Origin of the sequence: Microbacterium aquimaris (assembly GCF_039531285.1) — a bacterium.
GTDB classification, from domain to species: domain Bacteria; phylum Actinomycetota; class Actinomycetes; order Actinomycetales; family Microbacteriaceae; genus Microbacterium; species Microbacterium aquimaris.
Window position 1 is genome coordinate 1,654,719 of the sequence record NZ_BAAAPT010000001.1, and the last position, 20,907, is coordinate 1,675,625.

General features: G+C 71.1%; 17 protein-coding genes. 12 read left to right on the forward strand and 5 right to left on the reverse strand.

Going from position 1 to position 20,907, the window contains the following annotated elements:
• The 4 genes from ABD204_RS07610 to ABD204_RS07625 form a co-directional block, all read right to left on the reverse strand.
• Entirely contained in the window at positions 1–1,152 is a 1,152-nt protein-coding gene (locus ABD204_RS07610) for an AI-2E family transporter (RefSeq protein WP_194424024.1), read from the reverse strand.
• A gap of 71 nt (positions 1,153–1,223) precedes the next feature.
• Positions 1,224–2,453 carry an acyl-CoA dehydrogenase family protein gene (locus tag ABD204_RS07615; RefSeq protein ID WP_194424025.1) on the reverse strand — a complete coding sequence of 410 codons (1,230 nt, stop codon included), beginning with the start codon at positions 2,451–2,453 and terminating at the stop codon, positions 1,224–1,226.
• A 43-nt stretch (positions 2,454–2,496) separates the two neighbouring features.
• Entirely contained in the window at positions 2,497–5,205 is a 2,709-nt protein-coding gene (locus ABD204_RS07620) for a cation-translocating P-type ATPase (RefSeq protein ID WP_194424026.1), read from the reverse strand.
• Between the two features lie 76 nt (positions 5,206–5,281).
• Positions 5,282–5,953 (reverse strand): TetR/AcrR family transcriptional regulator, encoded by a 672-nt coding sequence (locus tag ABD204_RS07625; protein WP_194424027.1) that lies wholly within the window; start codon positions 5,951–5,953, stop codon positions 5,282–5,284.
• Between the two features lie 81 nt (positions 5,954–6,034).
• On the opposite strand from ABD204_RS07625, the gene ABD204_RS07630 reads away from it, so the two are divergent.
• From ABD204_RS07630 to purH, 10 genes are all read left to right on the forward strand, one after another.
• On the forward strand, positions 6,035–7,567 hold the full coding sequence (locus tag ABD204_RS07630; protein ID WP_194424028.1) for an FAD-dependent oxidoreductase: 1,533 nt from the start codon (positions 6,035–6,037) through the stop codon (positions 7,565–7,567).
• Between the two features lie 100 nt (positions 7,568–7,667).
• Positions 7,668–8,834: an ADP-forming succinate--CoA ligase subunit beta gene (gene sucC, locus ABD204_RS07635; RefSeq protein WP_194424029.1), complete on the forward strand. Its 1,167-nt coding sequence runs from the start codon at positions 7,668–7,670 to the stop codon at positions 8,832–8,834.
• 25 nt (positions 8,835–8,859) lie between these two features.
• Positions 8,860–9,762: a succinate--CoA ligase subunit alpha gene (gene sucD, locus ABD204_RS07640; RefSeq protein WP_194424030.1), complete on the forward strand. Its 903-nt coding sequence runs from the start codon at positions 8,860–8,862 to the stop codon at positions 9,760–9,762.
• Between the two features lie 142 nt (positions 9,763–9,904).
• The gene (locus tag ABD204_RS07645) at positions 9,905–10,345 is read left to right on the forward strand and encodes a nitroreductase family deazaflavin-dependent oxidoreductase (protein WP_194424031.1); all 441 of its coding nucleotides are present in this window, start codon (positions 9,905–9,907) and stop codon (positions 10,343–10,345) included.
• A 28-nt stretch (positions 10,346–10,373) separates the two neighbouring features.
• Positions 10,374–11,117 carry a formylglycine-generating enzyme family protein gene (locus ABD204_RS07650; RefSeq protein WP_194424032.1) on the forward strand — a complete coding sequence of 248 codons (744 nt, stop codon included), beginning with the start codon at positions 10,374–10,376 and terminating at the stop codon, positions 11,115–11,117.
• Between the two features lie 35 nt (positions 11,118–11,152).
• Positions 11,153–11,740 (forward strand): hypothetical protein, encoded by a 588-nt coding sequence (locus ABD204_RS07655; protein WP_194424033.1) that lies wholly within the window; start codon positions 11,153–11,155, stop codon positions 11,738–11,740.
• Positions 11,737–13,287: a polysaccharide deacetylase family protein gene (locus ABD204_RS07660; protein WP_194424034.1), complete on the forward strand. Its 1,551-nt coding sequence runs from the start codon at positions 11,737–11,739 to the stop codon at positions 13,285–13,287. The genes ABD204_RS07655 and ABD204_RS07660 overlap by 4 nt, the downstream gene beginning before the upstream one ends.
• A gap of 23 nt (positions 13,288–13,310) precedes the next feature.
• Positions 13,311–14,624 carry a cell division protein PerM gene (locus tag ABD204_RS07665; protein ID WP_194424035.1) on the forward strand — a complete coding sequence of 438 codons (1,314 nt, stop codon included), beginning with the start codon at positions 13,311–13,313 and terminating at the stop codon, positions 14,622–14,624.
• A gap of 4 nt (positions 14,625–14,628) precedes the next feature.
• Positions 14,629–15,225 (forward strand): phosphoribosylglycinamide formyltransferase, encoded by a 597-nt coding sequence (purN, locus tag ABD204_RS07670; protein WP_194424036.1) that lies wholly within the window; start codon positions 14,629–14,631, stop codon positions 15,223–15,225.
• A gap of 20 nt (positions 15,226–15,245) precedes the next feature.
• Positions 15,246–16,850, forward strand: coding sequence for a bifunctional phosphoribosylaminoimidazolecarboxamide formyltransferase/IMP cyclohydrolase (purH, locus tag ABD204_RS07675; protein WP_194424037.1), 1,605 nt, complete (start codon positions 15,246–15,248; stop codon positions 16,848–16,850).
• Between the two features lie 156 nt (positions 16,851–17,006).
• Here purH and ABD204_RS07680 read toward each other — a convergent pair whose 3' ends face one another.
• Positions 17,007–18,431 (reverse strand): dihydrolipoyl dehydrogenase family protein, encoded by a 1,425-nt coding sequence (locus ABD204_RS07680; protein ID WP_194424038.1) that lies wholly within the window; start codon positions 18,429–18,431, stop codon positions 17,007–17,009.
• A gap of 179 nt (positions 18,432–18,610) precedes the next feature.
• Here ABD204_RS07680 and ABD204_RS07685 point away from each other — a divergent pair, with 179 nt between their 5' ends.
• Both ABD204_RS07685 and ABD204_RS07690 read left to right on the forward strand, forming a co-directional pair.
• On the forward strand, positions 18,611–20,197 hold the full coding sequence (locus ABD204_RS07685) for a DNA-3-methyladenine glycosylase 2 family protein (protein WP_194424039.1): 1,587 nt from the start codon (positions 18,611–18,613) through the stop codon (positions 20,195–20,197).
• The gene (locus ABD204_RS07690; protein ID WP_194424040.1) at positions 20,194–20,706 is read left to right on the forward strand and encodes a methylated-DNA--[protein]-cysteine S-methyltransferase; all 513 of its coding nucleotides are present in this window, start codon (positions 20,194–20,196) and stop codon (positions 20,704–20,706) included. Before ABD204_RS07685 ends, ABD204_RS07690 begins: the two co-directional genes overlap by 4 nt.
• Positions 20,707–20,907: the final 201 nt, after the last annotated feature.

The following is a 20,907-nucleotide window of genomic DNA, read 5'->3' on the forward strand; positions in this document are numbered from 1 at the left end:
TCAGGCCTCGATCGGATCCTTCGGGCGCGCCCAGCGTGCGGGGCGCCCGGGGCCGTCCCAGACCTGGATGACCCCCCACACCGCGGCGGCGATCGGCACGGCGAGGACCGCGCCGACGATGCCGCCGAGCACCGTGCCGACGGTCAGGGCGACCAGGATGACGAACGCGTGCAACTTCATCGAGCGGCCCATGAGGAACGGTTGCAGGAAGTTCCCCTCGAGCTGGTTCACCAGCACCACGACACCGACCACGAACAGGGCGTTGACCCAGCCGTTGGCCACCAGGGCGACCAGCGCCGCGAGCGTCCCTGCCAGGGTCGCACCGACGATCGGGATGAAGGCGAGGAGGAACACCAACACGGCCAGGGGGATCGCCAGCGGCACCTGCAAGATGAGCAGGCCGATGAGGATGCCGATCGCGTCGACGAGGGCCACCGTCGCGGTGCCGCGCACGTACGAGCCCAGCACCGACACCGTCTTGTCGCCGATGCGGCGCGCACGCACGTAGTCGTCGCCGCGGAACGGCCGCAGCAGGAACTCCCACATCTGCGGGCCGTCCTTGAGGAAGAAGAAGAGGATGACCACCAGCAGCACGAACCCGGTGACGAAGGTCGCGACCGCGCTGACGCCCGCGAGCGCGCCGGATCCGAACTGGGCGCTTGTGACGAAGTCGGTCGCGGTGGCGAGCCATTCGTCGATCTGATCCTGGTTCGGTGCGATCGGAAGATCCTGCGCCCACGAGATGACCGACGTGATGCCGTCCTGGGCGGAGGAGTAGAGCTCGTCCCACTGGTCCTGCACGGCCCAGACGATGAGCCAGCCGACGCCGGTGAGGATCAGGACGGTCGCCAGGAGCGCCAGGAGGGTGGCGACGATCGAGGGCACCCCCCGTGCGCGCATCCATCCCATCACCGGCCAGAACGCGCACGCGATGATCAGCGCCAGCGTGAGGGGGATGACCACGACCGTCAGCTGCCGCATCCCCCAGATCGCGGCGGCGACGACGACCACCACGACGATGATCTGCACGGCGCGGGTCGCGAGTCGACCGAATCCGTCGGTCCACAGGCGCCACGGGGCACGCCGAGTCTGTTCCTCGGCGAGGGACGGGTCGAGCTGGACGTGCTGTGGTTCGCGGCGGAAGAGGCCCATGTCGTTGAGGCTACCCACTCGCCCGACACGGATGCGCCCCCTTGCGCCGGCGCATCCGGGCCGCAACGCGCTCAGGCGAAGGCGCTCATCCCGGTGATGTCGCGACCGATCAACAGCGCCTGGATGCTCTCGGTGCCCTCGTAGGTGTGGATGGCCTCGATGTCGGCCATGTGCTGCATGACGCCGTTCTCGAGCAGGATGCCGTTTCCGCCGAGCAGGTCCCGCGCGGTCGAGGCGATTCGACGCGCGGTCCGCGTGTTGTGGTACTTCGCCAGCGACGCCTGCGTGGGCCGGAGGCCGCCGGAAGCTTCGAGATCGGCCAGGTGGCGACAGTACAGCTGCATCGCGGTGAGCTCCTCGAGCATCTGCGCGAGGCGCTCCTGGACCATCTGGAACGTCGCCAGCGGCTTGCCGAACTGCACGCGCTGGCGTGCGTACGACAGGGCGGCCTCGTAGCACGCGGTGGCGTGGCCGAGCGCCGACCACGCGACCCCCGAGCGGGTGGAATAGAGCACGACGGAGGCGTCTTTGAACGACCGCGTGCCGGGGAGGACCGCGTCGTGCGGCACGCGCACGTCCTCGAGGGTGATGTGGGCCTGATGGATGGCGCGAAGCGAGACCTTGCCGGTGATGACCGTCCCGATGTATCCCGGGGTGTCCTGCTCGACCAGGAAGCACCGGACCGCACCGTGGTCGTCGGAGGTCTCGTCGTCGACGCGCGCCCAGACGAAGGTGATGCCGCCGGATGCGCCGTTGCCGATCCACTTCTTCGTCCCCCGCAGCACCCACTGGTCTCCGTCGCGGCGCGCGACGGTCTCGAGGGAGACCGAGTCGGAGCCGTGGTCGGGCTCGGTGAGCGCGAAGGCGCCGAGGACCTCGGCGCGGGCGAGGGGCCGTAGCCATCTCGACTGCTGCTGCGCACTGCCGAACAGGGCCAGGGTCCGCAGGGCGAGGCCCCCCTGCACGGCCAGTACGGTGCCGAGCGAGCCGTCGCCGCGCGAGACCTCCATGTTCACCAGGCCCGCCGCCAGCGGCGAGATGTGCGTGAGATCGGGGTGGTCGATACCGTCGGTCAGCAGATCGAGCTCCCCGAAGCGACGCACCACCTCGAGGGGATACGACGCGGTGTCCCACGCGTCGCGCATCCGCGGGGCGGTCTCATCGACCAGGGTCTTCGCACGATCCCACACGGCGCGGTCGGCCGCGTCGAGGTCGGCGAAGACCGCGTAGTAGTCGGTGCCGAGGCGCTCGTCGAGGTCGTATCGTGCCGTGCGCTCGCCGGGGAGGGAGGTGTCGTCCATGGCATCCTTTCGCTCCGCCCCACTCTAGCGAAACCCAGTGTCGTCAGGTGTGGGACTGAGTTCCACGGAGGCGACGGCGGCGCAGTGCCTTCTCGAGTTCGACGACCACCGGCAGGATGAGCGCGAGGCCCAGGGCGACGAGCCACTGGGTGCCGTCCAGTCCGGTGGTACCGAGGAAGTTCTGCAGGAAGCCCACCTCCACCGCCGCCACGGTCAACGCCGCCGGGATCGACAGCCACTTCACCGCCCCGAGGATCGGCGAGCCGAGCCCCGTTTCGGGGTCGTGCCGCATCACCAGCCCCGCGAACACCGACCCGAGCGCGATGACCACGAACGACATCGTCACCGGAGCGTTCGGCTCGGACGCGCTCAACTGGTCCGGGTAGATCAGCAACGGCACGAGGGTCGCCAGGAAAAGGGTGCCTCCGTACAGCAGCCACATCCCCACCGCGCCCGGGTTGGCGATCGTCTTGTGCGGGTCGCGCGGCGGCTTGCGCATGATGCCGTCCGGAGCCGGATCGATCATGATCACGATGACGGGGAAGATCGTGATGAAGAAGTTCAGGAAAAGCACCATCACCGGCGTCAGCGGGACACCCTCGTTGATCGCGAACACGCTCGCGGTCAAGAACAGCAGCACGAGCGAGAACAGTTGCGACATCTGGAAGCGCACATAGGTGACGACCTTGTCGTAGATCGCCCGTCCGAGCCGCACCGCCTCCACCAGCGTGCCGAAGTTGTCATCGACGAGGATCATCTTCCCCGCCTGCTTGGTCACGTCGCTGCCCGATCCCATGGCCACACCGATGTCGGCCTGCTTCAAAGCGGCCGCGTCGTTGACCGCGTCACCGGTCATCGCGACCACGGCGCCGTCTTCTTGCATGAGGCGGGCCAGGCGCAGCTTGTCCTGCGGGGTCACACGGCCGAACACGTGCAGATCGGGCAGTCGCCGGGTGAGCTCCTCGTCGCTCATCGACTGGATGTCGGCGCCGCTTGCGGCACCGGTCCCGAGTCCGAGCTTCGCGCCGATCGCCGCGGCGGTGATGGCGTGGTCCCCGGTGATCATGCGGACCTCGATGCCCGCTTCGCGCGCGATCCGCACGGCCTCCTTCGACGAAGGACGCAACGGGTCGATGATGCCGACCAGGCCGACGAACGTGAGATCCGTCACGGCGGCCATCGGGTCCTCGGGCATCGGTGCGTCGTCGGCGAGTCGGCGATAGGCGAACGCGAGGACGCGCAGCCCCTTCTCCGACAACGACCGGTTGGCCGTGACGATCGCTTCCCGCTGCTGGTCTAGCGGAACCACACCGTCCGGGGTGGCGGCGGTGCCGCATCGGGCGAGGATGACATCCGGCCCGCCCTTCACGAAAGCCCCCTGGACTTCGCCCTCGCCGAAGTCCACGCGGTGGAAGGTCGCCATGAACTTGTACTCGGAATCGAAGGGCACCTCCGCCAGGCGCGGGTACCGCGCGCGGCTGAGCTCGGCGTCGACGCCCATCTTGGCGGCCAGCACGATCAGCGCGGCCTCCGTGGGGTCTCCGACGACCTCGCCGTCATCGGACACGGTCGCGTCGCTGCACAGGGTCAGGCCGTAGGCGAGGCGGTGGAACGCCGGAACCGGGCTGCCGGCGGCGTGACGGATCTCGCCGCTCTTGGCGTACCCGCTGCCGGAGACGGAATACCACTCGCCCAGGTAGGACAGCGACTCGACGGTCATCTCGTTCATCGTGAGCGTGCCGGTCTTGTCGGAGTTGATGGCGCTGGTCGCACCGAGGGTCTCCACGTCGGTGAGGTTCTTGACCACCGCATTGTGCTCGGCCAACTGACGTGACCCGTTGGAGAGCATCGCCTGCACGAACGTGGGAAGCCCGGTCGGGATGGCCGAGATCGCCATGGAGATGCCCAGCAGCAGGACCGACGCGATCTCCTGTCCGCGCACCAGTCCGAACACGACGATGACGGCCACCGCGCCCCACGCGATCCATCCGAGCACGCCGGTGAGGGAGTCCAATTCACGCTGCAGCGGCGACTTCGACGGGGCCACGGCGGAGAGCATCGAGGCGATGCGGCCCATCTCGGTGCCCATGCCGGTCTCGGTCACCACGATGGTGCCCGTACCGCGGGTGATCTGGGTGTTCTGGAAGACCATGTTCACGCGGTCCCCGAGGGTGGTGTCGGCGTCGAGGACGGCGCCGGCTTCCTTCGCGATCGGCGCGCTCTCGCCGGTGAGGGCGGCCTCCTGCGTCTCGAGGGTCGCCGAACGCAGCAGACGTCCGTCGGCGGGGACCATGTCGCCTGCTTCGAGCGTGACGATGTCGCCGGGGACCAGCGTGGTCGCATCCACAAGGCGGACGCTGCCGTCGCGGATCACCTTCGCCTGAGGCACCTGCATCTTCGCGAGCGCGTCCACCGACGCCTTGGCCTTCATCTCCTGACGGGTGCCCAGCACGATGTTGAGCACGACGAGGGCGGCCACCATGATGCCGACGCTGCGCTGCCCGATGAACAGGCTGACGATCGCGACGACCACGAGCATGACGTTCATCGGATCGGCCAACTGGCGCAACGCGACCTGCCATACCGACGGCGGCGGTTCGGAGACGATCGCGTTGGGACCGTGGTCGGCCAGCCGCCTCGCGGCCTCGGCGGCGGACAGGCCTCGGTCGCGGTCGGTGCCGGAGGAGGCGAGTGCGGTCTCGGGCGAGGTGTCGTACCAGGTGGTCGACGGGCGAGGTTCGACGGTGGTCATGATCGAAAGCTACTCGACCCGGGGCGCCCGCGGCACCCCCCTCGCGGACCCGTCCGGGCCTCGTCGGCAGAGGGGATCAGCCGTCGAGCTCGTCGCGCAGCCGGCGGGTGATCTCGGCGAGGGGCATCCTTCGGGGAAAGGCGGCGACGACGACATCATCCTCGGCCGGGGCGTCATCGGCGAGCACGCCGTACCGACGCCGCACCCCGTCCAACGCCTGCCGCAGCGTCGTGGCGGGGACCCGTTTCGGTCCGCGCAACAGCCGGCGCAACACGTGGTTGTGCACGGCGGTCACCGCGGCCGAGAACCCGACGGCGTCCACGGGGTCGATCCCGGGCAGGGCGCCGCGCAGGTACTCGTCGAAGAGGCGCTCGTATCGGAAGACGGTCACGATCTCGCGGTCGCGCAGCGCGGGCGCACCACGCACGACCGCGTAGCGGCGGCGGGCCAGGTCCGGATCGGCGGCGAAGTGCCGGTACACGTCGAGGGAGGCCTGGCACACCGCCTCCCACGGGTCGTCGTGGCCGATGGCCAGCCACGCGCGCGCACGCTCCAGCAGCAGCTCGTGGTCGGCGAAGACGACGTCGTCCTTGCCGCCGAACTGGCGGAAGAACGTCGAGCGCGACACCCCGGCGGCCTGTGCGATCTGTTCCACCGAGGTGGATTCGAATCCGTGCTCGGCGAAGAGGTCCAGGGCTGCGGCGATCACCGCCGTGCGGGTGTCGGGGGCCGAGGGTGCGTCGCTCATCGTGCCCCGAGCCTAATCCCGCGAGCGGACGCGGCTGTCAACCCGTTGTCGTGGAGACCGGCCGGGGCGTTGCATGAATCCATGACCTCTCTGTGGACCCTCGTGCCGGACCGGATCCCGTCGACCCCGTGGGACGGCAGACGTCCCGACGTCGTGGTGGTCGGCGCCGGCATCACCGGACTGTCCACGGCGCTCCTGCTCGCCCGCGCCGGACGCGACGTCGCGGTGCTCGAGGCGGGTGAAGTCGCCCACTTGGCCTCGGGGTCGAACACGGGCAAGCTGTCGCTGTTGCAGGGGTCGGTCCTGTCGACGTTGCGGCGACATCATCCCGCGTCCCTCGTGCGCGCATACGTCGACGCCAATCGTGACGGCGCGCAGTGGCTGACCTCGTTCGCCGATCAGGCGGGCGTGACGTATTCCCGGCGGACGGCGTACTCGTACGCACAGTCCGCCGACGGTGTCGCGGACGTGGCGGCCGAGACCGCGGCCGCCACGGAGGCGGGGCTGCCGGTGCGGCGTGTGACACCCGACGCCGAGCTGCCGTTCCCGATCGTCGATGCCGTCGCCCTCGACGACCAGGTCGCGATCGACCCCTATCGGGTCGCCGCGGCCCTCGCCCGGGAGGTCGTCGCGGCGGGGGCGACGCTCCATACCGGCGTCCGGGTCACCGGGGTTCGGGTCGTGCCACGCCCCGTGCTCGACACCAGTGCCGGATTCGTCTCCGCGGACGACATCGTCCTGGCCACCGGAGCGCCGCTGACCGACCGGGGTCTCTACTTCGCCAAGACGCGCGGACTGCGCTCATACGGCGTCGCGTTCGACGTCGACGGCGATGTCCCGGACGGTCTGTACCTCTCCGTGGATGCGCCGGTCCGGTCGCTGCGGTCGGTCACCTCCGCGGACGGACCCGTCGTCGGTGCCCGCCTGGTCGTGGGTGGAAACGGCCACCCGGTCGGACGATCCGTGTCGCCGCGCGCCTGCATGGAGGACCTCATCGCATGGACGCGCGCGCAGTTCCCCGGCGCCGACCCGGTCGCATCCTGGTCTGCGCAAGACTACGAGTCACACGACCTCATCCCGTTCGTCGGGGCGATGCCGCGCACCCTCGGGCGGGTGCGCTTCGCGACCGGGTTCGGCAAATGGGGCCTGTCGAACGGTCCGGCCGCCGCCCAACGGATCACCGCGGAGATCATCCGCACGCCCCGCAGCGAGCGACCCTCCTGGATGAACACCATCTCCCGCCGGCTCACCGTCCCGGCCGACCTCGGCCGCGGTGGTGTGGAGAATCTCCGTGTCGGCTGGGAGGCCGCCTCCGGGTGGGTGGACGCACATCGCCACGCGGTCCCGGTGGCACAGCCGAAGGAAGGCGAGGGTGTGGTCGCGCACCGCGGCACGCAACCGGTCGGTGTGTCCACCGTCGACGGCGTCACGCGCGCCGTCGAGGCCGTCTGCCCGCACCTGGGGGGAGTGCTCGCCTGGAACGACGCCGAGAAGTCCTGGGACTGCCCGCTGCACGCGTCGAGGTTCACGGCGGAGGGGACCCGGATCGAGGGTCCTGCGGCGTGCGATCTGCGGCGACTGCCCCGTGTGCCGGGGGAGCCGGTCTCGAGATAGTAGGCTCGATGACTGGTCGATATCTCGACGTCAAGCGATCCCTCGGCGCCGAGAAGGTTCACCACATCACCCACCCATCGCAACAGCGAAGGAACGCACTGTGGATCTGTACGAGTACCAGGCACGCGATCTGTTCGAGAAGTACGAGGTGCCGGTGCTCCCGGGCCTCGTCGCCGACACGCCGGAGGAGGTGCGCGCGGCGGCCGAGAAGATCGGCGGTGTCGTGGTCGTCAAGGCCCAGGTCAAGACCGGAGGCCGCGGCAAAGCCGGCGGTGTGAAGGTCGCCAAGACCCCCGACGAGGCCTACGAGGCCGCCCAGGCCATCCTCGGCCTCGACATCAAGGGACACGTCGTCGAGCGCGTCATGGTCGCCGCCGGGGCCCGCATCGCCGAGGAGTACTACTTCTCGGTCCTGCTCGACCGTGCCAACCGGTCCTACCTGAGCCTGTGCTCGGTCGAAGGCGGCATGGAGATCGAGCAGCTCGCGGTCGAGAAGCCCGAAGCGCTCGCCCGCGTCGAGGTCGACCCGCTCACCGGTGTCGACAAGGCCAAGGCGGTCGAGATCGCCCAGGCCGCCAACTTCCCCGACGACCTCGTCGAGGCCGTCTCGGACGTGTTCGTCAAGCTGTACGACGTCTACAAGGGCGAGGGCGCCACCCTCGTCGAGGTCAACCCGCTCGTGCGCACCGAAGAGGGCGAGGTCATCGCGCTCGACGGCAAGGTCAGCCTCGACGACAACGCCAGCGAGGTGCGCCACCCCGAGCACGAGGAGCTCGAGGACAAGGGCGCCGCGGACCCGCTCGAGGCCAAGGCCAAGGAGTCCGGCCTCAACTACGTCAAGCTCGACGGCGAGGTGGGCGTCATCGGAAACGGTGCGGGCCTGGTCATGTCGACGCTCGACGTCGTCGCGTACGCCGGCGAGAACCACGGCGGCGTGAAGCCGGCGAACTTCCTGGACATCGGCGGCGGCGCCTCCGCGACGGTGATGGCCTCGGGACTGGACGTCATCCTCGGCGACGGGCAGGTCAAGAGCGTCTTCGTCAACGTCTTCGGCGGGATCACCTCCTGCGTGGCCGTGGCCGAGGGCATCGTCAAGGCCCTCGAGATCCTCGGTGACGCCGCCACCAAGCCGCTGGTCGTGCGCCTGGACGGCAACCAGGTCGAGGAAGGCCGGGCCATCCTCGCCGCCGCGAACCACCCCCTCGTCACGCTCGCCGCGGGCATGGACGAGGGCGCCGACAAGGCCGCCGAACTGGCCGCCGCCTGAACCGCATCCGGATAAGGACCAGAAAATGTCGATCTACCTCAACAAGGATTCCAAGGTCATCGTCCAGGGCATCACCGGCGGCGAGGGCACCAAGCACACCGCACTGATGCTGAAGGCCGGCACGAACATCGTCGGCGGCGTCAACGCCCGCAAGGCCGGAACGACGGTCTCGCACACCGACAAGGACGGCGCGTCGATCGAGCTTCCCGTGTTCGGCTCCGTCGCCGAGGCGATGGAGAAGACCGGCGCGGACGTGTCGATCGCGTTCGTGCCCCCGGCGTTCACCAAGAACGCGATGATCGAAGCCATCGACGCCCAGATCGGCTTGCTCGTGGTGATCACCGAGGGCGTGCCCGTCGGCGACACCGCCGAGGCGTGGGCGTACGCCAAGAGCAAGGGCAACACGACCCGCATCATCGGACCCAACTGCCCCGGCATCATCACCCCCGGCGAGTCGCTCGTGGGCATCACCCCGGCCAACATCACCGGCAAGGGACCGATCGGCCTGGTGTCGAAGTCGGGCACGCTGACCTACCAGATGATGTTCGAGCTGCGCGACCTCGGCTTCTCGACCGCCATCGGCATCGGTGGCGACCCCGTCATCGGCACGACGCACATCGACGCCCTCGAGGCGTTCGAGGCCGACCCCGAGACCAAGGCGATCGTCATGATCGGCGAGATCGGCGGTGACGCCGAGGAGCGTGCCGCCGAATTCATCAAGGCGAACGTGACCAAGCCGGTCGTCGGCTACGTCGCGGGCTTCACCGCCCCCGAGGGCAAGACGATGGGTCACGCCGGCGCGATCGTCTCGGGCTCCGCGGGCACCGCGCAGGCCAAGAAGGAGGCCCTCGAGGCCGCCGGCGTGAAGGTCGGCAAGACTCCGTCCGAGACTGCGGCCCTCATGCGCGAGATCATCGAATCGCTCTGATCCGCGCGCGTCTGTCGCGACAGCTCCACCGAATCGCCCCTTTGCACGCGAGCCGCCCCTTTCGGGGCGGTGTGCAAAGGGGCGATTCGTGTGTACGGGGGTGGCGAGGAGGGCCGGGGATGCGGGCGCGTAGGGTGGCGGTATGCCGTTGAGTGGTGAGTACATCCCGTCCACGTCCGAATGGGCCCGCGAGCAGGCCGAGCGATTCGAGGCCTCGGGCGGCACCGAGGCGAACACGATGCGCGGGGTGCCCATCATCGTGCTGACCACCGTCGGCGCCAAGAGCGGGGGGCTGCGCAAGACCGCGCTCATGCGCGTCGAGCACGACGGGCGGTACGCCGTCGTCGCCTCCAAGGGTGGCGCGCCCGACGAGCCGCGCTGGGCGGCGAACATGCGCGCCCACCCGCACGTCGAGCTGCAGGACGGTGCCGACAAGCGCGACTACGACGCCCGTGAGCTCTCCGGCGACGAGCATGCCCTGTGGTGGACGCGTGCCGCCGAGGTGTGGCCGGACTACGACGAGTACCAGACGAAGACCGACCGGCAGATCGCGGTGTTCGTGCTCGAGCCCCGCGAAGCCTGACTCCGCGCGCCCGACGCGCCCCCGCACGATGACCGAGATCGAGACGGTCCGCCTCCCCGCCGGGCACGTCGTGCTCCACGACGCGCGGCGCCGTATCCGACGCGCCGTCGAGCTGGAGCCGTTCGAGATCGCGCGGTTCGCCCTCACCCAGGCCGAGCTCGGCGAGCTGCTCGGGGAGACGGCGCATCACCCGCGGCGCCCGGCGACCGACATCTCCTGGCTGCGGGCGGTGCGCGTGTGCAACGCCGCGTCCGAGTGGGAGGGCCTCGAACCGGCCTACACGGTCGACGGTGACGACGTCACGTGGCACGTCGAATCCGACGGCTTCCGGCTGCCCACCGAGGCCGAGTGGGAGTACGCGTGCCGGGCGGGCTCGGCCGGCGCGCACTACGGGCCGCTGTCGGAGGTGGCGTGGACCGCCGCGGACGGATTGTCCGCCCCGCAGGACGTCGGCGGTCGGCATCCGAATCTCTTCGGCCTGTTCGACACGCTCGGAAACGTGTGGGAGTGGTGCTGGGACTTCCTGGACCCCGCCCGATACGGGGACTACCGGGTCTTCCGCGGCGGTGGCTTCGCCGACGACGCGCACAGCGTGCGGGCCGGCGCGCGCCGCGGAGGCGGACCGCGGATGCACCACGACGACGTCGGTGTCCGCCTCGCCCGCGGCGGGTTCGACGCCCTCGACGCCGCGCAGGGTTGGTCGGCACGCGCGGACGCCGAACGCGGGGACCCCGACGGGCCGTTGCCGTCGGGATGGACCCCGCGCGGCTGACCGGGGGCGTCGGGGGCGATCGATATCCTGACCGCATGGGGCAGACCGCGGGGACCGCGCACCGGTGGCGCACCCGTGAAGCGGTGATCGTGATCGCGGGCGTCGCGGCCGTGATCGCCGTCGTCCTCGGAGTCCTCGCGGTGACCGTCGTGCCGCCTGTGCTGGCGAACCTCTCTGCGGAGGCGGTCGAGACCGACACCGCCGTGCAGATCGCGGAGGGCGGCGCCGCCACGGTGACGGTGCCGGTGGGATGGGTGGTTCGCCGCGCCGACTTCGGCGACGACACCCTGCGGCTGAGCTCCCCCGACGCCGAGATGACGATTTCGCTCGTGGAGTCGGAGGTGGGGCTCGAGGAGGCGTTCGCCGCCGCCACCGACGCATCCGGAGCGGTCACCGAACGGCTCGCTTCGGGTCTCGACGCACGCCACGTCTTCGCCGACGACCACTTCACCGCCGCGGTCGGATCCGGATCCGGATCCGGCGCCGTCGTGGTCCGCGCCGAAGCCGCGCCCGGGGCAGAGCTCGGCCGATACCACGCGGCGCTCGCGCTGATCCTCGACGGTGTGCGGGTGGATGACTCCGACCTTCCCGCACCCGCTCCCGGATCGGGAGCGGAGGGATGAGGCGCCTCGCGGCTGCGGCCCTGATCGCGGTGCTCACCCTCACGGCGTGCGCCGTGCCGACCGACCCCGGCTGGACGCCGCCGTCGTGGCCGGCCCCGCATGTGACGGTCGTCGATCCTCCCGAACCGGTCGATGCCGCCTCGCTCCCGGGCGTGGTCGGTCAGCGTCTGCGCAACGACGACGTGCGCGTGCAATCACGCTGGATGCGCCTGCCCGGTGCCCCGGCGGTGGAAGAGGGCGTCCTGCCCTCGGTCCGTACCGCGATCGAGCGGCAGGAGACGGCCACCGGGACGGGCTACGCGCCGCAGGTCTTCGACGTCGACGCGGGGCTGGGCGAGCGTGCGTGCGTTACGGGATCGACGCGTGCGCCGGCCGCGGACGTCCTCGCCGACCCCGCGCTGGGTCCTCCCGGGGGGACCGGCACCGCGGTGGTGTGCGACATCGTGGTGGCCGTCGGCACGATGATCGGCCAGCGTGTGCGCACCGTCACCGGCGTCGACGGTCGGGCCTCCTCCGACACCTCCGTGCTCCACTACGTCGACACCGCGGACGGCCGTTCGGTCGACGCCGCCGGGCTGTGGCGCGACGACGCCGCCGACCGCCTCTGGGAGGACATCGTCGATGCGATCCGGCGGGAGGCCGGGGCCCTGTCACTCGCGCCCGTCGCGCCGCCCGAAGGTGACGCGGCGGAGCTGATCGCCGCCGCCCTGGCCACGACGGTTCCGGCGGAGGACGGTTCGCTGGTGGTCACGGTTCCGGCGGGGTTCACCGCGCCCGAGCTGGAAGCGCTGGGGATCGCCGCCACCACCGGGCCGAGTCCGGTCGCGGTCGCGCCACCCCGCTCCGCCGAGCTGGTCAGCGATTTCGGAGCCGATCTCGTCGCCGCCGTCGTCGGGGGTGCGCCCTTCACGCCGCCGGTAGGTCCCCCGGCGGGAGCGCGCGAGGTGGACTGCACGCTGTTCCCCTGCGTCTCGCTCACCTACGACGACGGTCCGTCCGAGTGGACCTCGGTGATCCTCGACGCCGCGAGGGAGTACGACGCCGGGCTGACCTTCTTCGCCCTCGGACAGAAAGCGGCGGGTTGGGCCGACACCCTCGCGCGTGCCGTCTCCGAGGGGCACCTCGTCGAGAACCACACGTGGAACCATCCCGATCTGACCACTCTCGAACCCGACCGTGTCCGCGCCGAGATCGACGACACCTCGGCGGCGCTGCAGGCCGCGTCCGGCGAGCCCGTGCGGGCGTTCCGTCCGCCCTACGGAGCCTGGGATCGTGAGGTGCTGCAGATCGCGGGCCTCCCGGCGATCCTGTGGGACGTCGACACCGAAGACTGGAAGCAGCCCGGCGACGATGAGCTCGTGCGTCGCGCGGTCGACCGGCCACGGCCGGGGTCGATCGTGCTTCAGCACGACATCCACGCCAACACCGGTCGCACCGTCGAGCGGGTGATGTCCGGCCTGCGCGACCGGGGTTTCGTACTCGTGACCGTCGCGCAGCTGTTCGGTGGATCGTTCCCGACCCGCGGGGCCTGGCAGTCGGGTCGCTGACCCGTGGGTAGGGTCGATGGCGCATGCATCGCCTCACCGTCGCCCTCCTCGCCGCCGTCGACTCCGCCGTCGCGGCGGCCGTCGGCGTCGCCGTCGTCCTCGCGCCGCTGACCCTGCTGTGGGTCATCGGGCTCGCCGCGCCGGACTGGGGCGCACTGTGGCCGGCGTCGGCGACGATCTGGCAGTTCGGTCACCTCGTCCCGGTCGACATCTCCTTCACCGACGACTATCTGGTCGCAGCCGGCATCAGCGACGAGGCGGCCACCTTCACCCTCTCCCTGGCCCCGTCGGCGTTCGCGGTCTTCACCGCGTTCGCCGGCGTCCGCTCGGGCATCCGCGCCTCCCGCGCCGAAGCATGGGTCACCGGCGCGGCCTCCGGGATCGTCGTGTTCACCGCCGCAGCCACGGCGATCGCCCTGACATCGGTGAACCCGATCGCGGCGACCGGAACCCTCACGGCGATCGCCGCACCCGCGCTGGTGTACGCCGTACCCCTGGTGACCGCCGCGGTCGTGACCGAGTGGCGGGAATCGTCCGAGGGCCCGATCGCCGACCTCCGCGATCGCATCGAGGGGGCATCCGAGCGGTGGCGGGAGATCCCGGGTGAGGTCGCCCGGGGGATCGGCATCTGCATGGCCGCGCTGGTCGGCGCAGGCGCCCTCGCGCTGACGTCCGCGATCGCGTCGCGCATCGGCGAGATCCTCGCGCTCTACCAGTCCGCCCACGTCGACGCACTGGGTGCCGTGATGCTCACGCTCGGCCAGTTCGCCTACCTGCCCACCCTCGTGGTGTGGGGGCTCTCGTTCGTCGCGGGACCGGGCGTGGGCCTCGGCACCGGCGCCACCGTGGCGCCCGGCGGGACCACCGTCGGTGTGTTGCCCGGGATCCCCGTCCTGGGCGCCGTCCCGGAATCGACCGACAGCTGGCTGCTGATGCTCGTGCTCGTGCCGATCGCCGCCGGAGCCTTCGCCGGATGGGTCGCGCGCTCCCGGCTGGCCTCCTCCGGCTCCGAGGGGTGGGCGCCGCGCATCACCGCCGTCGCCGGGATCGCCGCCGGCAGCGCGGGCGTCACCGCGCTGCTGGCGTGGGTGGCGTCCGGGTCGCTGGGGCCCGGCCGACTCGCCGACGTGGGTCCGGACCCCGGCGCGGTGGCGCTCGCCGTGGGAGGCGAGGTGCTCGTCGGGGCGGGCATCCTCCTGCTGTCCCCGCGCGGTGCGCTCGCGTGGATGGTCGGGGAGGAGTCCTCCGCGCGTGCGGACCCCGCGCCGGCCGCCGAGGTCGCCGAGACGGTCGACCTCGGCGCCCGTGGGGAGCGCGCGGCACCGCCGGTAGACTGACCGCGTGCTCTCGGTCGTCGTCCTCATCTCCGGCACCGGGTCGAACCTCCGGGCTCTTCTCGACGCGGCGGCCGAACCCGGTTTCCCGGCGCGCGTGATCGCCGTCGGCGCCGACCGGGAGGCCGACGGTTTCGCCCATGCCGAGGCCTACGGCATCCCGACCTTCCTGGTGCCGTGGCGTGAGTTCGACTCCCGCGAGCAGTGGGGTGCACAGCTGGACGCCCAGCTGTCGGTGTGGAACCCCGACCTGGTCGTGCTCAGCGGGCTCATGCGGCTCCTGCCGGTCTCGCTGGTGGACCGATGGTCGCCGCGCATCATCAACACCCACCCCGCGTACCTGCCCGAATTCCCCGGCGCCCACGGCGTCCGCGACGCGCTCGCCGCCGGCGTCGACCGCACCGGCGCCAGCGTCATCGTCGTCGACAACGGCGTGGACACCGGGCCCATCCTCGCCCAGGAGCGCATCCCGGTCCTGCCCGAAGACGACGAGCACACCCTGCACGACCGCATCAAGCCGGTCGAGCGCCGCCTTCTCATCGACGTGGTGCAACGCATCGCGACGGGAGACCTCGACCTGGCCGCGGCAGCACCCGCGACCTGACACCCGAACGAAGGAGTCCCATGGCCGGTCCCAGCCACGACCCGTCCCTCTACCGCGCCCGTGACATCGTCCCGATCCGCCGAGCACTCATCTCGGTCAGCGACAAGACCGGACTGCTCGAGCTGGCGGGGGCGCTCGCCGGCGCCGGTGTCGAAATCGTCTCGACCGGCTCCACCGCGGCGACCATCCGCGAAGCCGGGCACGAGGTCACCGACGTCGCGGCCGTGACCGGATTCCCGGAGTCGCTGGACGGACGCGTCAAGACCCTGCACCCCGGCGTGCACGCCGGCCTGCTCGCCGACCTCCGTCTGGAGCACCACGAGGCGCAGCTGTCCGAGTTGAGCATCCAGCCCTTCGACCTCGTCGTGGTCAACCTCTACCCGTTCGTGCAGACCGTCGCCTCGGGCGCCGAAGGCGACGCGGTCGTGGAACAGATCGACATTGGTGGCCCCGCGATGGTTCGTGCGTCGGCGAAGAACTACGCCAACGTCGCCATCGTCGTCTCGCCCGAGTCGTACCCCGCCATCGCCGACGCCGTCACCGCCGGCGGGACGAGTCTGACCCAGCGCAAGGATCTCGCCGCCCGCGCCTTCGCGCACACGGCCGCGTACGACACCGCCGTGGCGACATGGTTCGCCGAGGGCACCCTGGTGGAGGAGGAGCTTCCCGAGCACCTCACGATCAAGGCGGAGCGCCTCGCGACGCTGCGGTACGGCGAGAACTCGCATCAGCGCGCCGCCATCTACTCGCGCGCCGGTGGGCACGGCATCGCCCAGGCGACCCAGCTGCAGGGCAAGGAGATGTCGTACAACAACTACGTCGACGCCGATGCGGCCCTGCGCGCCGCGTTCGACATGGTCAAGCCCGCCGTCGCGATCATCAAGCACGCCAATCCGTGCGGTATCGCCGTCGCCGCGCCACAGGCGCTCGATCCGATCGCCAGCGCCCACCTGCGCGCACACGAATGCGATCCGGTCTCCGCGTTCGGGGGCGTCATCGCCGCCAACCGCACCGTGACCCTCAAAATGGCCGAGAACCTGCGCGACATCTTCACCGAGGTGATCGTCGCACCCGACTTCGAGCCCGAGGCGCTGGAGGTGTTCGCGCTGAAGAAGAACCTGCGTGTGCTGCAGCTTCCCGGCGACTGGCGTCAGGAGCGCATGGACGTGCGCCTGGTCTCGGGCGGACTGCTGCTCCAGGACGCGGACCGCTTCCCGGACGACATCGAGTCGGTCGCCAAGAACTGGGAGCTCGTCTCGGGGGAGCGTCCGAGCGACGAGGAGATGACGAACCTCATCTTCGCGTGGAAATCGTGCCGTGCCGTGAAGTCGAACGCCATCGTGCTGGCCAAGAACTCCGCCACGGTCGGCATCGGCATGGGCCAGGTCAACCGCGTCGACTCGTGCCGCCTCGCCGTCGAGCGGGCCGGAGACCGGGCCGCCGGCTCGATCGCGGCCTCCGACGCGTTCTTCCCGTTCGCCGACGGACCGCAGGTGCTCATCGACGCAGGTATCACCAGCATCATCCAACCGGGTGGGTCGGTCCGTGATCAGGAGGTCGTCGACGCCGCGCGCGACGCCGGCATCACGATGTTCTTCACGGGCGAGCGCCACTTCTTCCACTGACGTTCCGTCTCATCCACGGACGATCCGTCTCATCCACGGACGTTCCGCGGGGTGGCGCCGCATCCGGCATCCCACCCGCACGCATGTCCCCTTTTCGGTCGTCTCCGCTCCCGCGGACGACCGAAAAGGGGACATGCTCTGTCTGCAGGGTGGGGGTCAGGTGGACGGGCGGCCGAACTCCTCCAAGAAACGCAGCCACACCTCGCTGATCGTCGGATAGGCCGGGACGGCGTGCCACAGCCGGTCCACGGGCACCTCGCCCACGACCGCGATCGTGGCCGCGTGCAGGAGCTCGGCCACATCCGGTCCCACGAAGGTCGCCCCCACGAGCACGCCCCGGTCGGTGTCGATCACCGCCCGGGCCCTGCCGCGGTAGTCGTCGCTGTGGGTGGACGAGCCGGCCACCCACCCGAGGTCGTAGTCGACGACCCGGACGGTGCGTCCCGCTTTCCGCGCGGACGCGGCGGTCAGCCCGACCGACGCGACCTCCGGGTCGGTGAAGGTCACCTGCGGCACCGCGTCATGATCGGCGGTGGCCACGTGGGTGCCCCACGGGGCGTCGTCGACGGCGGCGCCGGTCGCGCGCGCGGCGATGACATCACCGGCCGCCCGGGCCTGGTACTTCCCCTGGTGGGTGAGCAGGGCGCGGTGGTTGGCGTCACCGACGGCGTACAGCCAGTCGAACCCGTCCACACGCAGGGTGTCGTCGGTCTGCAGCCAGGAATCGGGTTCGAGGCCGATCGTCTCGAGCCCGAGGTCGCCGGTGCGCGGGATGCGGCCCGTGGCCACGAGCACCCGCTCGGCCGCCACCCGCGTGCCGTCCGACAGGTCGAGGACGGCGCCGGTGTCGGTGCGACCCGCCGCGGTCACCTCCACGCCGGTGCGTACCGTCGCGCCCATCCCGGTGAGGGACTCCGCGACCATCTCGCCCGCGAAGGGCTCCATCCCTCCCAGCAGGCCGGAGCGCGCGATCACGGTCACCTCGGTGCCGAACCCCGCGTACGCGGTGGCCATCTCGGAGCCCACCACACCGCCGCCGAGGATGGCGAGACTCTGCGGGATCTCGCGGGCGCTGGTCGCCTCGCGACTGGTCCACGGCTCGACCTCGGCGAGGCCCGGGATATCGGGCAGCATCGCCGCAGACCCGGTGCACACGGCCACGGCGTGGCGGGCGATGAGTGTCTGGGAGTCGCCGGAGGAATCGGTGACGACGAGGGTCTTCTCCCCCGTGAACCGGGCATGACCGCGCACGAGTTCGATGCCGGCACGCTCGACCCACTTCGCCTGCGACGAGTCGTCCCAATCGTGCGTCATCGCGTCGCGGCGGCGGAGGACCCCCGCCACGTCGACGCCGCCTGTGACGGCCTGCTTCGCGCCGTCGACCGCGCGGGCCGCGCGCAGCGCCGCGGCGCTGCGCAGCAGCGCCTTCGAGGGCATGCACGCCCAATACGAGCACTCGCCGCCGACCAGCTCGGCCTCCACGATCGCCGTGCGCAGGCCTCCCTGCACCGCCCTGTCGGCGACGTTCTCGCCCACCGCCCCGGCGCCGACGACGATGACATCGAATTCACGTTCTGACATGGCCGTCACGCTACCGGTGTCGTCGGCGCGGGGACAGGCCTTGCATGTCCTGCCCGCAGATGCGAGACGCACCGCCGCCGTCCGCGCCGCTCGCGGGCCGCATCCGCACCGGGGCGGGCATTCGCGGTCATGGCCGATTTCCGCCAGGAACGACGTCGCCGACATGGCAGTGTGGAGCCATGACCACCCCGGCGATGAGCTTCGACGAGCGCTATCGTGTGATCCGGTCGCGGGACCGTCGCTTCGACGGGCAATTCGTCACCGCGGTCCGCTCCACCGGGATCTACTGTCGCCCCAGCTGTCCGGCCCGCACACCCAAAGAGGCCAACGTCACCTTCTACGCCACATCCGCGGCGGCGCACGAGGCCGGATACCGCGCGTGCAAGCGCTGCCTCCCCGAGGCCGCGCCTGGCTCGCCGCAATGGAACCTGCGCGGCGACGTCACGGCGCGGGCGATGCGCCTCATCGCCGACGGTGTCGTCGAGCGCGAAGGGGTGCCCGGACTGGCCGGGCGGCTCGGGTACTCGTCGCGCCACCTCACGCGCCTGCTCGCCGCCGAACTCGGCGCCGGCCCCCTCGCCCTGAGCCGCGCACACCGGGCGCATACGGCGCGCATGCTTCTGGTCGGCACGGACATGCCCGCCGCCGACGTGGCGTTCTCCGCGGGGTTCCGCAGCGTCCGGCAGTTCAACGACACGGTGCGGGAGGTGTTCGGGATGACACCCCTCCGCCTCCGCGCCACGCGCAGGGTGGGCGGCGCGGAGGCCGCGACGCCGGGGGCGATCGACCTGCTGCTTCCGCACCGCGCTCCGCTGGACGGCGCCGGGCTGTTCGCATGGATGGCCGCCCGGGCCGTCCGCGGCGTCGAGGCCGCCGATGCGTCATCCTTCTCGCGGGCCGTGAGACTCCCCGGCGGTGTCGCCCGGTTCCGGATCCGTCTGGAGGAGGGCCGGGTGCGGCTGAACGCACGCCTGGACCACGTCGGAGATCTTCCCGTGCTGGTCACCCGCGTAAGGCGTTTGTTCGACCTCGACGCCGACCCGGTCGCGGTCGACGAAGCCCTCTCGCAGCATCCCGAGCTCACCGGACCGGTGGCGGCGGTCCCGGGTATCCGGGTCCCCGGGGCCGCAGACCCGCACGAGATGCTCATCCGGGCGATGGTCGGTCAACAGATCACCGTGGGTGCCGCGCGCACCGCGCTGACCGCCCTCACGGACCGGCTGGGGGAGCGGATCGAACCGCACGAGGGCATCGACCGGCTGTTCCCCACCATGACGGCCATCGCCGAACACGGGCACGACGTGCTGCGTGGTCCGGCGGCCCGCATCCGTGCGATCACCGGTGCCGCCGCGGCACTGGCCTCGGGCGAGCTGGTCCTCGGGCCCGGCGACGACGGCGCGGAGCAGCGTGCCGCCCTGTTGGCGCGCCCCGGGATCGGGCCGTGGACCGCGGACTACGTGCGGATGCGCGTGCTCGGCGACCCCGACGTGACCTTGCCCGGTGATGTGGCCGTGCGATCCGGCGCGGCGGCGCTCGGCATCCCGAGCGACCCCCGTGGACTGTCCGCGTGGGCCGAGCGTCTCTCTCCGTGGCGCAGCTACCTCACCGCTCATCTGTGGGCCGCCGCGCCGGTCGCTGCGCGCGGCGCCCGCGCGCGGCGGGTCGTGGGTCCCACCGATGCGCGAAACCGCATCTCACCCACCCCTGAATCCGAACCGGCCCCGGCACCCGAACCGATTCAGGCCCCGAACCGGGAGGCATCATGACCGCGACGCTGCAGACCCTCGACACCCCGGACGGGGCCTTCACGATCCTCGCCGACGAGGACGGACGCGTGCTGGTCTCGGGCTGGACCGCCGACGCCGACGCGATCCTCGCGCGACTGCGTCCCGATCGCCGCCCCGGCGAGGTGCGCGTGGTCGCCGGTGAGGCGCCCGCGTCCGAGGCCGTCGCCGCGGTCGCCGCCTACTACGGCGGAGACCTCCGGGCCATCGACGATGTCGCCGTGTCGCAGACGGGCACGGCACTCCAGCGCGCCGGATGGGACGCGCTGCGCCGGATCGCCCCGGGACGTCCGCTCAGCTACACCGAGCTGGCCGTCGCACTCGGGTCGCCGCGGGCGGTGCGCGCGGCCGCGGCGATCTGCGCCCGCAACGCCCCGGCCCTGTTCGTGCCGTGCCACCGGGTGTGCCGATCCGACGGCGGCCTCGGTGGATTCGCCTGGGGGCTCGAGGTCAAGCAGGCCCTCCTGGCGCGCGAATCCGTGGTCGACTGAGGCGAGGGCATCCCGGAACCTTCCCCGGGAACCTCCGCGCCGAGGCCGCCGTCGACGATTCGCTTGCGGTCCCCGTCGTCGCACGGATATTCTGGACGGCTGTCGCCGATCGTGACTGTTTCGAACCCCAGGAGGATGCCATGTCCCACGCCGCCGCTGTGAAGAGCGCATCCATCCTGATCATCGGGTTCCGCACGATTC